The sequence below is a fragment of the Chryseobacterium sp. MYb328 genome (assembly GCF_037572595.1).
Lineage (GTDB): Bacteria > Bacteroidota > Bacteroidia > Flavobacteriales > Weeksellaceae > Chryseobacterium > Chryseobacterium pennae.
Map to the genome: position 1 here is coordinate 15,274 of NZ_JBBGZQ010000020.1, position 13,806 is coordinate 29,079.

Below are 13,806 nucleotides of genomic sequence, written 5' to 3' on the forward strand. Positions count from 1 at the left end.
CATGCAAATATACAAAACTGATACTGTGTTTGTTTAATTATCCTATTTAATTTTGCCTAATAATTAAAACTTTTCAAAATGATGACAGATACAATTTCAAAAGACCAGGCTGTAAGTGGCTGGATTAATGGTTTTATAGGAGTATTGCTTTTTAGCGGCTCTATGCCGGCGACCAAGCTCGCAGTGATGGAAATGAGTCCTATATTTGCTACTATTGCACGTGCTGTAATTGCCGGAGTTCTGGCTCTTTCAGTATTGCTGATATATAAAGAAAAACGTCCTGCAAAAAATCAGTTATTTTCTCTGGCTCTTGTAGCTATAGGCTGTGTAATAGGATTTCCGTTGCTTTCTTCACTGGCATTGCAATATCTTACCTCTGCCCATTCTATTGTATTTTTAGGAATGCTTCCTTTAGCTACTGCTATTTTTGGGGTGTTCCGGGGTGGGGAAAAACCACATCCGGTATTCTGGATTTTTTCTGTAATCGGAAGCCTTTTAGTGGTTGGATATGCTTTTTCTCAGGGAATCTCAGCTTCTCCAATTGGAGATGTCCTGATGCTTCTGGCTATCATCCTTTGTGGAATGGGATATGCAGAAGGGGCTAAACTTTCTAAAACACTGGGCGGATGGCAGGTGATTTCTTGGGCACTCGTTTTATCTTTACCGGTTATGCTTCCTTTATTCTTTATTTATTTTCCCTCTAATATAGAAACGATAAGTTTCAAAGGATGGTTTGGACTGGGCTATATTTCCCTGTTCAGTATGTTTATCGGATTTATATTCTGGTATAAAGGATTAGCTCAGGGTGGAATTACTACGGTAGGACAACTTCAGTTATTACAACCGTTTTTCGGGCTTGCTTTGGCAGCTTATCTTCTTCACGAGCAGGTAAGTATCGGAATGTTGGGAATTACTGTAGGAGTAATCTTATGTGTGGTAGGAACTAAAAGGTTTGCGAAATAATTAGAAATAAAATACATTATAGATATAAACAGCTGTTTCAAAACAGTCTATGTTAATCAATAACATTACAATATATAGAGTTAAAACCCCATTTTCATAAAGGTGAAAATGGGGTTTTAAATTCATTAAAATACACATATTGTAATTCAATAAAAAAAACACCAATTAATGTAAATAGAATGATTAATAAAAGGTATTATTTAAGTATTGATTAATAAATTTAACTTTGTTTAACATTAATAACAATAATTAAGGTTTGATTTTTGCATTTATTTATCATCAATTCATAATGAATTTTTACTAAGACTGGAAGAAGGAGAAAGCAATATTTAAAAAAGTAATTATGGTTATTGACGAAAGCATTTTACAATCAGCGGGAGCTGAAATAAGAGAATATAAGTCTACGGAAAATATTTTCTGTGAAGGAGATACTCCCAATTATTATTATCAGATCATTAGTGGAGAAGTAAAGCTCAACAATTATAATGAAGAGGGAAAAGAATTTATACAGAACTTTTTATCAGCGGGACAAAGTTGTGGAGAATCTATTCTTTTTATAGAAAAACCTTACCCTATGAATGCGGAAGCAGTTACAGACTGTAGTATTTTACGGCTCCATAAATCTGCATTTTTTAGTCTATTGAATCAGTCTCCCAAGCTATGTATGGAAGTAAGCAGCTTTTTATCACAACGTCTTTATTATAAATTTGTTATGATGCTCAATATCTCTTCTCAAAATCCAGCCATCAGACTGAAAGGATTAATGGATTACCTTAAGAGTTTTCAGGATGATGAAAGCCCCTATTCTTTTATGATTCCATTAACGAGGCAGCAAATGGCCAGCCTTACAGGTCTTTGCGTAGAAACTGCCATTAGAACAATCAAACACATGGAAAAGGATAAGATAGTCAGAATTGAGAATCGTAAAATATTGTATTAATGATATAGCTTTTCGCAATTTTCTACTAAAATTTATATGACAATATGAAAACAATAAGCTGCATGAATATTGATGAAGATCTTCTTTATTCTTTTGGAGGAGAAGACAGAGTCTATAAAAAAAAGGAAATGATTTTTAAAGAAGGAGATCATGCACAGTATTACTTCCAGATCGTTAGAGGGAAAGTAAAGCTTAATAATTATAATGAAGACGGAAAGGAATTCATTCATAATATTTTAGGAAAAAATCAAAGTTTCGGAGACCCACTTCTCTTTTTGGATCAGACGTATCCTTATCCCATGAATGCTGTATGTCTGGAAGGTTCTGAAATTATAAGATTGCCCAAAGATCATTTTATAGAAATGATAAAGAAACATCCTAATCTTTCTCTTGAAATGAATGCCTGCTTTTCACAGCAGGTTTATTTTAAACTCATTATGATGCAAAGTATGTCTGCTCAAAATCCGATACAGCGTCTGAAAGGACTTTTGAATTACCTAAAAAGCTATCATGACGGTGACTGCACTCATTGTTTTACTATAGAGTTTACGAGGCAGCAGCTTGCCAATCTTACAGGGTTGCGTGTAGAAACAGTGATCCGTACCTTAAAAAAAATGGAACAGGGTGGGGATATCCTCTTTAAAGACAGAAAAATTCTATATTAATATTCCATAACATGATTCAAGTCATAAAAAAGTGAGTTATTCGGACGTACATTTGATTGATCAGTTTTCTAAAGCTCCTACGAACAAAGGCATCCTAAAACTCAGAAACAATAACCAATTCTAACAACTAATAACTTTTTATATATGGTATTTGAAAATGACACTTTACAGCATTCTGAACTGAATGATAAAAATAATGCGATTGAAAATGAGTCTTTATTTCCGAGTATTATCAATTCATATGGAGTGACAGCCTTTCTGATTAAATCTTTAGAAAAGGTGAAAAAAAATGCAAAATGTGAAATATTAAAAAAAACTATTGATAACTATATAAAAGAATATATTCTGCATATCCGTGAATTTCATATTAGAAATGTAATAGTTATTTCTGATATGGATACTGAAATAAGAATTGACAATCCATCCTTTACTTTATATGCCAAAACTGCTTATTATAAAGTATTGAAAGAAGAAGAATCTATTAATAAACTGCTTAATATGCTGGAACATGGTAAGAAATAAACAGTGTTTCTTTTAATTATCTATAAAAACACCTTCACACCACTCCTCTTCAATATATTTATTATAAAAGAGCACTTTTTTACCTTTATAGATCCTGAAATTGTTGTGGTAGCTAGCCAAAAGTAATTTTTATCTCCATGACCTTTAAAAATAAATGTGCAGAAACCCTAATCAAATTTTTTAAATAATAATGTTATGGAATTTCAAAAAAACCTTCTCGAATATATAAGCCATTGCCTGATGACGGCAGATGAAACCATTTCTGTCGCTGAAAGTGTAACATCAGGATGTTTACAACTGGCTTTTTCACAAATGCCCAATGCTTCTTTACTATACAAAGGTGGAATGACTACCTATACTTTACCAGAAAAAGTAAGATTATTAAAAGTAAACAAGAAAGAGGCTGAGGAATGCGAATGCGTTTCGGAAAATGTTGCAAAAACCATGGCATTACAGGTAGCTAATCTTTTTGAATCTGACTGGTCTATTTCTACAACGGGCTATTGTACCCCAATCCGCAACTCATCCTATAAAATCTTTGCCTATTTCTCATTTTCCTATAAAGGAGAGATCATTCTTACTAAAAAGCTGGAACTACATCCCAAAACTCAAGCTCTGAATGCCCAGCTTTATTATACAGAGTTTATTTTAGGATGCTTTAAAAGTGAACTCAACAGGCTTTTGATTTTAAAATAAATTTCTCTTTTAAAAACTGAAGCAGAATCAGTAATATAAAATCTTTAGCTTTTTGGCACTTTAGGTTTTGCTTTCATCACAGCAAAATACGATGAGGTAAAGGCAGAAAGACTTTGATAACCTACTTTATATGCCACTTCACTTAAAGTAAACTGTTGTGTATCAATCAACTCAATACTTTTTAAAATCCGGGTCAACTGAAGGTATTTTTGCAGGGTAATTCCTGTTTCATTCTTAAAAATTCTCTGCAGACTTCGAACTGACATCTGAGCCTTAGCCGCGAGAGCATCAATATCCAGGTTATATTTAAAATTGGAATTGATATCATTACACACAGGAATCAGTCTGGTGTCTTTGGGTATAGGAATTTCCAAACCATTACTTTCTTTACAAAAGTTAGGAAGACTTCTTAGAATTGCTTTAAAGAAAATATCCTGCTCTTCATTTTCAACCAATGATTGGTTCCATTTTGAAGCATAAAGCAACATTTCTTTTAAAACGGGAGGAACCGCAAATACGTGGGCATTCTGATAGAACTCTTCTTCGAACACAGATTTAAATAAAAAAGCCATTAGATTAACCGTTTTTGCTTCGGAAGTAATTTTATGAGCTCTTCTGGAAGGAATCCAGATTACATGATGCTGTGGAACAAGGTAGATTCTCTGATCAATATGAAAATACTGATAGCCATCTTCCACAAAAGTTAACTGAGCACGATTGTGAACGTGTTCATAATCATCATGTTTCCAGTCTTTTTCACACCAAACATACGCTTCTTTTTCAATGGTGTCTACAAACTGGCTCTCTGTTTTTTCAATCAGGCCGCATTTCATACTGTCGTTTTGTATATATTTTTTGGCAAATTTAATAAAAACGCCATTATTAATTTTGTATTATTAATTTATATCCTCTTCAGAATGAAAAAAATATGTTCTTTTTTTATTTTAATTTTACTATTTAACACCACACAGATTATGGCACAGAATAAAGCTAAAATATTGGTTCTTATCCATTCAGATAACGGTGGAACTTATGAACTTGCAAAGGAAATTGCCAAGGGCATTGAGAGTGAGAACAACGCGACTTCTTATATCAAACTGGTAAAGCCATCGCAGAATCCAAGCTTAAAGGGCCTTCCTGTTGCAACTATAGATGAACTTCCTAACTATGATGGAATTGCTTTCGGATCACCAGTTTATTTCGGAAATATCAGTACTGGTATGAGTGAGTTTTTATCTAAAACCGTTCCGCTTTGGACCAATCATGCTTTGGAAGGAGTTCCTGCAAGCGTTTTTATGTCTGCAGGAAGCGGGGCAGGAAAAGAATTGGCTCTTCAGGCCTTCTGGAACAGCCTTGCCGTGCATGGAATGATTTTAGTTTCTAATGGTATCCGCGGAACTGAAGAGCTTAATAAAGCTATTCCACAAGGAAATTCGGTATTGGGAATTACCACAATGGCTTCTCTGAAAGATGTTGAACGCCCTACCAAAGGAGAGAGAACTCTGGCCGAACTTCAGGGGAGAAATTTTGCAAAAGTATCATTGGCGTTGAAAGATACCCGTCCGAAAAAAACAACTTCCATCGTTGAAAACCACCAGAATTTTAATGAAATTTTAAAACAAAAGAATATTGTTCTTCCACAAGTTCCCAAACCTGCAGGAAGCTACCAGCCCTTTGTACGTTCCGGAAACCTTGTTTTCATCAATCAGGTTGCTTTAAAAGACGGAAAGATCTTAAATCCAGGAAAGTTAGGGGTAGATGTTACCGAACAACAGGTAAAAGAGGCTACCAAAGCTACTATGCTGAATGTTCTGTCTGTTCTTAACGAAGCTGTAGGCGGTGATCTGGGCAGAGTAAAACAATGTGTACAGCTTACCGGCATCTTCAATACAAAAGATGATTATACCAAACATGCGGATCTGATGAACATAGCTTCTAACCTTACAGCTGAGGTTTTTGGTGATAAAGGAAAGCACGCGAGAGCAACATTTGGAGCTTCTTCTATTCCTGTGAATTCTTCCGTGGAGATTCAGGCTGTTTTTGAAGTAGAGTAGTTATTCTCCCTCAGGTTTCATGGATTTCACAGATGATGTGAATGAAAATATAACTAGCTGATAGCGCAGGTCTTATGTATTTGCACTATTTTTTTGTATCTCGCAGATCTTGCTGATTCCGCAGATTTTTAACCACGGATTTCACGGATTGGCACAGGTGATTATGTAAAATAATAATCATGAAATTCTAAAACAGAAGAATAAGATCTGCGTTATTTGCAGGATCTGCGAGACTTTTTTATATCTTGCGGATCTTGCTGATTCAGTAGATTTTTAACCACAGATTTCACGGATTGGCACAGATGATTATGTAAAATAATAATCATGAAATTATAAAGCAGAAGAATAAGATCCGTATTATTTGCGGGATCTGCGAGAACTTCTATTAAGAAAACTGTTTAAAGATTTCAGCTATAATTGGTATGCTTTGCTCCAGCTGTTCTTCTGAGACTGAACCATAGCTTAATCTGAACCCATTGATATAATTCCTGCTGTATTGTTTTGGATGAATGATCTTGATGTTTTTTTCCAATAGTAATGCTGTCACTTTATCCCAATCTAATGTTTCTTTTGGCATAATCCAAAATGCCAATCCGCCTTCAGGTAGAGTAAAATGGGCAACCTCTTTCATATATTTAGTTAAAAGACCATATACAAAATCTCTTTTATTTTTATAGTGAGCTGTTGCTTTTCTGATGTGTTTCTTTACCGCTCCTTCTTTGATGAGTTGCAAAACGGCCTGTTCCATGATAACATCTCCATGTACATCAATAATTTTTCTTAAGCTTCCTATTTTTCGCAGTAAATCCTGGTTTTTTGTTGCCAGATAGCCAATCCTTAATGCTGGAGCTACCACCTTACTTAAGGTTCCTACATAGACATAATTATTGAGTTCAGGAAAGCTTGAAATAGGGAGGATAGGACGGTAACCGAAATGAAATTCATTATCATAATCATCTTCGATAATGGTCATATTATGTTGATTAGCAAGCTCAATCAGTTTTAGTCGTCTTGATAAGCTTAAAGTAACCATTGTAGGATACTGCCTGTGAGGAGTGATATAAATGGCTTTGATATTCTTATGCTGGGTTAAAAGCTTTTCTATAACTTCTATATGAATACCGTTTTCATCTACAGGCACAGGCAGAAGTTTTGCTCCTGCGTACTCAAAAGCCTGCCATGCCGGCTGATAACCCGGATCTTCTACAATAACGCAGTCCCCGGCAGTTAAAAGACTCTGAGCTGTCAGAAACATTGCCATCTGGCTTCCTCTTGTAATAGATATTTCATGTTCATTAATCTGCATACCCCGTTGATGGTTCAGCATCTGGGAAATCATTTTTCTGAATTCTATATCTCCATGCTCATCTCCGTATCCCATCATCTGCCATTTGGCTTTAATTCCGAAGATCTGTCGATAAGCTCTTGCCAGTTCGGTAACAGGAGCTATTTTGCTGTCTGGATGACCATCATCAAAATTAATCATAGCACCTTGAACAGTTGTGGGATGATCCAAAGCATCAGAAGCTCTTCTTATCCTTTTTTCATGCAAAGCAGGAAGCTGTTCTGAAACAAAGATGCCTTTTCTTTCTTTAGAAATTACCCATTCTTCATTGAGTAAAACCTGATAAGCTTCCACCACCGTATTTCTATTAATTTTCAGCATCATTGCCAGATTTCTGCTGCCTGGAAGGGCATCACCGGGTTTCAGTCTTCCTGAACGGATATCTGCAATAAGGGTATCTGCAATTTGTAGATAAACTGCTTTATCAAGCTTTTTATCAATTTCGAATTCTAATTTCCAAGGTCGTAACATCTGGACTATCTATTTATGTAAAAACTGAATCATTTAAACAGTCCAAATATAGAATAATTTTGTCATGCAATAAAGCACAGAACTTTAAAATTTTAAAATCATGGACAAAAAAGAGTTCAGTTCAAAAGACTTTCACGAAACGTATGCAAGACCAAAGTATGTAAAGCCTGCCCATTTAATTCATAAAAATGTAGAAAACGCAGGAGAGCATAATCAGTTTTCAACAGAAAGAAAGCATCCGGTTTTCTTTGTAGATCTTCCAAGCAAAAATGTAAGTATGACAATAGGTGGCTTAATTCCCGGACAACAAACGAACAGACACCGACATACGTATGAAACCGTTCTATTCGTCATTGAAGGAAAGGGCTGGACAGAGGTAGAGGATGAAAGGGTACATTGGGAAGCTGGAGATGCTGTTTATATTCCCTCATGGGCATGGCATAAGCACCAAAACCTGAGCGATATGGAACCTGCAAAATATATTGCCTGTGAGAATGCCCCTCAACTGCAAAACTTAGGAGTTGCGCTGAGAGAAGAAGAAGGCAGGGATCTTTAATCCCAATGATTTTAACCATTAAGAGACTCTTTTTGCTGACAATGGATATGATTTTCTTTTTCAAAGTGAAATTTTACTTAGACTTAAACCTCTCTTAATGGTTGATTTTTTTTTAATTTTTAAACAAACAAAACATGAAAAATGTGCCATTTAAAGGGATTATAGCTTATCCCATAACACCTTTTGATGAAAATGAAAAAGTAGATATTCCTCTTTTCAAACGCTTGGTAGAAAGACTGATTACTTCAGGAAGCCACGGTATTGCTCCATTGGGAAGTACAGGGGTAATGCCCTATCTGTCTGATGAAGAAAAGGAAGAGGTTACAGAAGCGACGTTACAACAGGTAAAAGGAAGAATCCCAACTCTTGTAGGGGTTTCCAATCTTACCACGGAGAAAACGATTCATCATGCTCAATTTGCAGAGAATGCAGGAGCTGATGCAGTGATGATTATTCCTATGAGTTACTGGAAACTCACAGATGATGAAATTGTAACACATTATGATGCTGTTGCCCGTAAGATTTCTATCCCGATTATGGCTTACAATAATCCGGCAACAAGTGGAGTAGACATGTCTCCATCTCTTTTGAAAAGACTGCTTGAAATTCCTAATGTTACCATGATTAAAGAAAGTACGGGAGATATTCAGAGAATGCATTATCTGAGAAGAGAACTGGGAGAGGACGTGGCTTTTTATAACGGTTCAAACCCTTTGGCTCTGGCTGCATTTTCTGCTGGTGCAAGAGGCTGGTGTACTGCCGCACCCAATCTTATTCCTGAGCTTACTATCAGTCTTTATAATGCGGTTGAAGAAGGTAATCTTGAGAAAGCAAAAACTATTTTCTATCAACAGTTTGATCTTTTAAAATTTATTGTCAGCAAAGGATTGCCAAGAGCTGTGAAATCTGGTCTGAATATTCTGGGCGAAGATGGCGGGAATTTGAGAAGTCCTTTAAAACCTTTACATGAAAAGGAAACAGAAGAATTAAAAAATATTATGAAAACCCTTATTAATTAATATAATCTTATGAAAAAATCCATTTTTTATCATGCAGGATGTCCTGTATGTATCAGTGCAGAACATGATATTATCAGCCTTATAGGGTTAGAAAATGTTGAAATTATCCACTTGGGTAATGAAAAAAATAAAATTGAAGAGGCAGAAAATGCAGGGGTGAAGTCTGTACCTGCTTTGGTAACACCTGGCGGAAACGTTCTTCATATTAATTTTGGAGCCTCTATAGAAGATGTGAAAAATTAGCATTATTAATCTTGTATAAACGGCCCAATTTACTGGGCCGTTTTTTATGGTATTAAATTATAGCATTTCCTTCTACACCATCAGCATTATTAGTTTTATGGCCTGTTATTGCTGAAGCCACAAAACTAAAGAGGCTTACCAGTTTCCCAGCTTTGGTATCCCAATAATAGGTTTCTTTAGGTTCTACACGGATGATGGTAACATTGGGGTCATCTTTTCCGTCAAACCAGGCTTTTGCAAGAGGTGACCATTTTTCTTCTATTGTTTGTTTATCTTTATAAACAGAAGCCTTTCCATATACTGAAAGATACTGAGCGTCTTTATTGTTCATGAAAAACAATTGTACTCTCCGGTCTTCTTTTATTTCAAAATTCTTATTGCTGGTTCCACTACTGATAAACCAGAGGTTTCCGCTGTCATCTGTCTCCTGTAAGGTCATAGGTCGGGAATTGACAGGTACCGTTTCCAATTCTGTACAGAACATACATATTTTGGCATTTTCCGACAGTTCTTTGATCTTTTTAATCGCTTCGAGATGGGTTAAATTGTGTGTTGACATCGTATTATATTTTAAGTGATTGGTTGAATAGTAAAGAGTTCTATAGAAAATAGAATCATATCTGTTAAAACATTCAAATACCCGACCAAATGGGATAAAAATGTGGTACCTGTGCTTAAGTTTAACATATACTTACAACTTTTTTGCAATTGTTGGAAAATGCAAGGTCGCAAAGATTTTAAACAATATGCCTATTTTAAGGCGCAAGAAAATCAAAGATTCTCAGCAAGAGTTCCGCAGACTTTTATTAATGCTGTATCCTGTAAACTTATATACAGAATATTTGCTGTTATAAAAAGAGATGAATCTTTTGTAAATTTAACAAGATATGATTTACATACATTTTAGAATACATTATGATTTTATTCGTGTATCCGTGGCTAAAAAAATATTATGAATCCTTGACAATAATACATTCTAATTTGTTGTATTTTCTTCCATATTATCAGCATTCTGTGGTAAAAATTTTACGTACATTTGAATATGCAGATTTCACCTCCAAAATATCTGGCCTCCTTCATCCGGCATTATCTCTTTTTGGAAAGCAATGAAAAGGATATCAAGAACGTCAGGTTATTTACTGATGGTAGTACCGGATTGATTTTATCTGCTAATATGCATCTGTATTCTCATCTTTCCGGAGACCAAATGCCCCTTTCATTTTTTTACGGAAGTTTGAACAGCTATAAAGATTTTTATTCAAAAGGTACATTTTCATTCATAGCCGTCGTTTTTCAACCTTACTTTTTAAATATTCTCCTGAAAATTTCTGCAAAAGAGGTCAGAAACCAAATTATTTCTGTTGAAGATGTATTGAAGGATAAGTTCCAGCCTTTTCAGGAAAAACTTTTTTATAAAACAGATCCTTTAGCTCTTATTACTGATCTGAATGCCTTCTTTATGAAATTTTTATCTGAGGAAGTTGGCCCTGATTACCATTTAATAGCTGCGGTTCAGCAATATATCCTTCAGCATAAAGGTGTTGTCCCCTCAAAAGATCTGGAAAAATTCACAGGATACTCTGAACGTCATCTGGAACGGAAATTTGAAGATTCTATGGGACTATCTCCTAAAAAATACAGTAATATTATCCGGCTTCATTATTTCCTAGGTCTTATAAATCAAGGAATGACTAATGAAAATATGACTTTGCTTTCTTATTATGCAGGGTATTCCGACCAATCCCATCTGATCCGAGAATTTAAAAAAAATGTGGGATTAACTCCGGGACAATATGCTAAAACAAAAAATAAAATGGCGGTCAACTTTATTGAATTATAATCCTCATGTCGGTTTTATACAATTTTTCTTTGGCAGACTGAAATAGATTTGCTGAAAAAAACAATGAATATTAAAATTTCAACGGCACAGTTTGAAAACAAAAGTGGAGATAAGGAATATAACTTATCTGTTATTGAAGAACTAGCTCAAAAAGCTTCTTACGAGGGCTCTGATGTAATTGTTTTTCACGAATGTTCCATCACAGGATATACTTTTGCCCGAAAACTTTCCAAAGATCAGCTTCTGGATATTGCTGAGTTTATTCCTGATGGTGAAAGTATTCAAAGGCTACAGCAGATTGCAAATCAATATAATATCACAATTCTGGCGGGACTTTTTGAAAAGGATGAAAATGATAATCTTTTCAAAGCGTATGTATGCGTAGATAAAACAGGATTGAAGGCAAAATATAGAAAATTACATCCTTTTATCAATCCTCATCTTACTCCCGGTAATGAATATTGTATATTTGAAATTCTGGGATGGAAATGCGGTATTCTGATCTGCTATGATAATAATATTATTGAAAATGTAAGAGCGACCAGACTTCTGGGTGCTGATATTATTTTTATGCCTCATGTTACCATGTGTACGCCTTCCACAAGACCGGGAGCGGGTTTTGTAGATCCCCAGCTTTGGGAGAACAGGGTAGAAGATCCTACGTCTTTACGTCTGGAATTTAATGGAATGAAAGGGAGAGACTGGCTGATGAAATGGCTTCCCGCCAGGGCTTATGACAATGGAGCTTATATTGTTTTTTCAAATCCTATTGGGATGGATGATGACCAGCTTAAAAATGGATGTTCTATGATTATTGATCCTTTTGGTGATGTTATTACAGAATGTTGTTCGTTTGAGGATAGTTTTGAATCGGCTGTTTTGACTCCTGGAAAACTTACTCAGGCAGGAGGATACAGATATCTGAATGCAAGAAGACCGGAACTTTACAGAGAAATTATAGGGCAGGAGCATTCATCTGTACAGAAAGTAGTATGGCTGAATGAGAAAGAAAATTAAACAATCATTTTATGATAGAAAAATAAAGATATAACAAAGGAATCAGGGCAAATCTTCGATCTGCCCTGATTTATTTTAACTTGACGCAAAGTTTATATTATTATGCTGCTTTATTTTAACGGCAGTAAAGTTATAGGAATCAATAAGTTGATTTTGACTAAGCTAATGATATAATCTTACAATCTTGGTCTGTCTGGTTTTGTTGGATCAATGGTCTCGTCTGGATTATCAGGTTTGATGGGTTCTGTCCCCTTAGAAGTAGATAATTTTATTTTAGTGGAATCTATTTTTACCCCTTGTTTACTTAAATTCGCATCAATTTTCATGGCCGCATCTTTCGGAGTAACATTTTCATCTCGTTCAGAAGAGCAGGCGCCAAGTGTAAATACGATAGCAGTACTTGCTGCTAAAATAACTAGTTTTTTCATGGTAATTGTTTTATATTAAGGTGTAAAAATACTAATTAACAAATGATATTTTATTATGTACTGCTGATTTCTTAGGCTCAAAAAAGGTTGCACAAGCAAAAGAAATTACAAAAATTCTATGTAATTTTTTATTTCCTTAATGTAAGTCATTATATTAGAGATAAATAGTATAATTATTATAACACTACTAGTCTTTTTTGTTTCGATCATTGCTTTGTTCATATAACAACCTTCTCTTTGAGATGCCTTTTTGCTATATTTGCGGAAAACTATAACTTAAAACTTTTCATGAAAGACAATAATGATGGTAATATCCCTTTCTATATAGCCTTAGCTGTATTTTTTATTATCGCTGTACTTGGACTTACCTACATGATACAAAACTCCAATAGCAATGAACAACGGGGTTCGTTTGGTGACATGTTTGGATTTGCTAATGCAATGTTTACTGGTTTATCAGTGATTGGATTATTAGTAACAGTTTTATTGCAGCGTAAGGATATTAATATACAAAGAGAAGAATTAGCAAAACAGACAGAATCTATTTATGTTCAAAATTTTGAGAGTACTTATTTCCAAATGATTTCACTTTATAGTAATTTCATAAATACAGTAGAAAAAAATAATGTACTAGGAAGAAAGTATTTAAGTTTACTGTCATTTAGTATTATAGACTCTATTTATGCTACTAAATATTCTTATGGAAAGATAGATTTAAGACAAACAAGAGATAAGTATTATGACGTTTTAGTAAAAAATAGCTCTGAAATGGAGCATCACTTGCGCATCATTCTTAGTATTATAGAGTTAATTGACACTACGGAAAGGATTAATAAAATGAAGTATATCAGGATGTTAAAGGCAAACTTATCCTTAGATGAATTAGTTCTAATTTACTATGGATGTTTATACAAGGATGATTTAAGGATAAAAAAAATGATTGAAAAGTATCCGATGTTTGAAGATTTAGGGCCACTACAAACTATTGATGCTAAAATTTCAAATTATTATAATCAGAATGTTTATAGTCGTGATTTGACTTTGTAG

At 34.6% G+C, this 13,806-nt stretch carries 16 protein-coding genes; 12 read left to right on the forward strand and 4 right to left on the reverse strand.

Going from position 1 to position 13,806, the window contains the following annotated elements; genetic code table 11:
• The first annotated feature begins 78 nt into the window (after positions 1–78).
• From WH267_RS17930 to WH267_RS17950, 5 genes are all read left to right on the forward strand, one after another.
• Positions 79–963 (forward strand): DMT family transporter, encoded by an 885-nt coding sequence (locus WH267_RS17930; protein ID WP_340010057.1) that lies wholly within the window; start codon positions 79–81, stop codon positions 961–963.
• Between the two features lie 343 nt (positions 964–1,306).
• Positions 1,307–1,903 carry a Crp/Fnr family transcriptional regulator gene (locus tag WH267_RS17935; protein WP_340010058.1) on the forward strand — a complete coding sequence of 199 codons (597 nt, stop codon included), beginning with the start codon at positions 1,307–1,309 and terminating at the stop codon, positions 1,901–1,903.
• 44 nt (positions 1,904–1,947) lie between these two features.
• Positions 1,948–2,568 (forward strand): Crp/Fnr family transcriptional regulator, encoded by a 621-nt coding sequence (locus WH267_RS17940; protein ID WP_340010059.1) that lies wholly within the window; start codon positions 1,948–1,950, stop codon positions 2,566–2,568.
• A gap of 144 nt (positions 2,569–2,712) precedes the next feature.
• A complete protein-coding gene (locus WH267_RS17945) occupies positions 2,713–3,090 on the forward strand; it encodes a hypothetical protein (RefSeq protein WP_340010060.1) in 378 nt (125 codons plus the stop codon).
• Between the two features lie 195 nt (positions 3,091–3,285).
• Positions 3,286–3,786 carry a CinA family protein gene (locus tag WH267_RS17950; protein WP_340010061.1) on the forward strand — a complete coding sequence of 167 codons (501 nt, stop codon included), beginning with the start codon at positions 3,286–3,288 and terminating at the stop codon, positions 3,784–3,786.
• Positions 3,787–3,830: 44 nt separating this feature from the next.
• On the opposite strand, the gene WH267_RS17955 is transcribed toward WH267_RS17950, so the two are convergent.
• On the reverse strand, positions 3,831–4,619 hold the full coding sequence (locus tag WH267_RS17955) for an AraC family transcriptional regulator (RefSeq protein WP_340010062.1): 789 nt from the start codon (positions 4,617–4,619) through the stop codon (positions 3,831–3,833).
• 84 nt (positions 4,620–4,703) lie between these two features.
• On the opposite strand from WH267_RS17955, the gene WH267_RS17960 reads away from it, so the two are divergent.
• Positions 4,704–5,840: an Atu1372/SO_1960 family protein gene (locus tag WH267_RS17960; RefSeq protein ID WP_340010063.1), complete on the forward strand. Its 1,137-nt coding sequence runs from the start codon at positions 4,704–4,706 to the stop codon at positions 5,838–5,840.
• A 385-nt stretch (positions 5,841–6,225) separates the two neighbouring features.
• Here the strand turns inward: WH267_RS17960 and pdxR are convergent, their stop codons facing one another.
• Positions 6,226–7,656 (reverse strand): MocR-like pyridoxine biosynthesis transcription factor PdxR, encoded by a 1,431-nt coding sequence (pdxR, locus tag WH267_RS17965; RefSeq protein ID WP_340010064.1) that lies wholly within the window; start codon positions 7,654–7,656, stop codon positions 6,226–6,228.
• Between the two features lie 100 nt (positions 7,657–7,756).
• Between pdxR and WH267_RS17970 the strand changes: the two genes are divergently transcribed.
• The 3 genes from WH267_RS17970 (at position 7,757) to WH267_RS17980 (ending at position 9,474) form a co-directional block, all read left to right on the forward strand.
• Positions 7,757–8,212 carry a cupin domain-containing protein gene (locus tag WH267_RS17970; RefSeq protein ID WP_340010065.1) on the forward strand — a complete coding sequence of 152 codons (456 nt, stop codon included), beginning with the start codon at positions 7,757–7,759 and terminating at the stop codon, positions 8,210–8,212.
• Positions 8,213–8,346: 134 nt separating this feature from the next.
• Positions 8,347–9,231 carry a dihydrodipicolinate synthase family protein gene (locus WH267_RS17975; protein ID WP_340010066.1) on the forward strand — a complete coding sequence of 295 codons (885 nt, stop codon included), beginning with the start codon at positions 8,347–8,349 and terminating at the stop codon, positions 9,229–9,231.
• Between the two features lie 9 nt (positions 9,232–9,240).
• Positions 9,241–9,474, forward strand: coding sequence for a thioredoxin family protein (locus tag WH267_RS17980; protein WP_340010067.1), 234 nt, complete (start codon positions 9,241–9,243; stop codon positions 9,472–9,474).
• Between the two features lie 52 nt (positions 9,475–9,526).
• On the opposite strand, the gene WH267_RS17985 is transcribed toward WH267_RS17980, so the two are convergent.
• Positions 9,527–10,033 carry a pyridoxamine 5'-phosphate oxidase family protein gene (locus WH267_RS17985; protein WP_115972517.1) on the reverse strand — a complete coding sequence of 169 codons (507 nt, stop codon included), beginning with the start codon at positions 10,031–10,033 and terminating at the stop codon, positions 9,527–9,529.
• A gap of 483 nt (positions 10,034–10,516) precedes the next feature.
• Between WH267_RS17985 and WH267_RS17990 the strand changes: the two genes are divergently transcribed.
• Positions 10,517–11,314 (forward strand): AraC family transcriptional regulator, encoded by a 798-nt coding sequence (locus WH267_RS17990; protein WP_340010068.1) that lies wholly within the window; start codon positions 10,517–10,519, stop codon positions 11,312–11,314.
• Positions 11,315–11,377: 63 nt separating this feature from the next.
• Positions 11,378–12,331, forward strand: a complete 954-nt coding sequence (locus tag WH267_RS17995) for a nitrilase family protein (RefSeq protein ID WP_340010069.1) — start codon at positions 11,378–11,380, stop codon at positions 12,329–12,331.
• Positions 12,332–12,507: 176 nt separating this feature from the next.
• On the opposite strand, the gene WH267_RS18000 is transcribed toward WH267_RS17995, so the two are convergent.
• A complete protein-coding gene (locus WH267_RS18000) occupies positions 12,508–12,759 on the reverse strand; it encodes a hypothetical protein (protein WP_340010070.1) in 252 nt (83 codons plus the stop codon).
• 288 nt (positions 12,760–13,047) lie between these two features.
• Here WH267_RS18000 and WH267_RS18005 point away from each other — a divergent pair, with 288 nt between their 5' ends.
• Entirely contained in the window at positions 13,048–13,806 is a 759-nt protein-coding gene (locus WH267_RS18005) for a putative phage abortive infection protein (protein ID WP_340010071.1), read from the forward strand.

Bases quoted from the DNA above. Each gene is read 5' to 3' on its own strand.
- WH267_RS17990 (WP_340010068.1), top strand. From the start codon at position 10,517: ATGCAGATTTCACCTCCAAAATATCTGGCCTCCTTCATCCGGCATTAT.
- WH267_RS17940 (WP_340010059.1), top strand. From the start codon at position 1,948: ATGAAAACAATAAGCTGCATGAATATTGATGAAGATCTTCTTTATTCT.
- WH267_RS18000 (WP_340010070.1), bottom strand. From the start codon at position 12,759: ATGAAAAAACTAGTTATTTTAGCAGCAAGTACTGCTATCGTATTTACA.
- WH267_RS17955 (WP_340010062.1), bottom strand. From the start codon at position 4,619: ATGAAATGCGGCCTGATTGAAAAAACAGAGAGCCAGTTTGTAGACACC.
- WH267_RS17935 (WP_340010058.1), top strand. From the start codon at position 1,307: ATGGTTATTGACGAAAGCATTTTACAATCAGCGGGAGCTGAAATAAGA.
- WH267_RS17995 (WP_340010069.1), top strand. From the start codon at position 11,378: ATGAATATTAAAATTTCAACGGCACAGTTTGAAAACAAAAGTGGAGAT.
- WH267_RS17975 (WP_340010066.1), top strand. From the start codon at position 8,347: ATGAAAAATGTGCCATTTAAAGGGATTATAGCTTATCCCATAACACCT.
- pdxR (WP_340010064.1), bottom strand. From the start codon at position 7,656: ATGTTACGACCTTGGAAATTAGAATTCGAAATTGATAAAAAGCTTGAT.
- WH267_RS17945 (WP_340010060.1), top strand. From the start codon at position 2,713: ATGGTATTTGAAAATGACACTTTACAGCATTCTGAACTGAATGATAAA.
- WH267_RS17980 (WP_340010067.1), top strand. From the start codon at position 9,241: ATGAAAAAATCCATTTTTTATCATGCAGGATGTCCTGTATGTATCAGT.
- WH267_RS17930 (WP_340010057.1), top strand. From the start codon at position 79: ATGATGACAGATACAATTTCAAAAGACCAGGCTGTAAGTGGCTGGATT.
- WH267_RS17960 (WP_340010063.1), top strand. From the start codon at position 4,704: ATGAAAAAAATATGTTCTTTTTTTATTTTAATTTTACTATTTAACACC.
- WH267_RS17950 (WP_340010061.1), top strand. From the start codon at position 3,286: ATGGAATTTCAAAAAAACCTTCTCGAATATATAAGCCATTGCCTGATG.
- WH267_RS17985 (WP_115972517.1), bottom strand. From the start codon at position 10,033: ATGTCAACACACAATTTAACCCATCTCGAAGCGATTAAAAAGATCAAA.
- WH267_RS18005 (WP_340010071.1), top strand. From the start codon at position 13,048: ATGAAAGACAATAATGATGGTAATATCCCTTTCTATATAGCCTTAGCT.
- WH267_RS17970 (WP_340010065.1), top strand. From the start codon at position 7,757: ATGGACAAAAAAGAGTTCAGTTCAAAAGACTTTCACGAAACGTATGCA.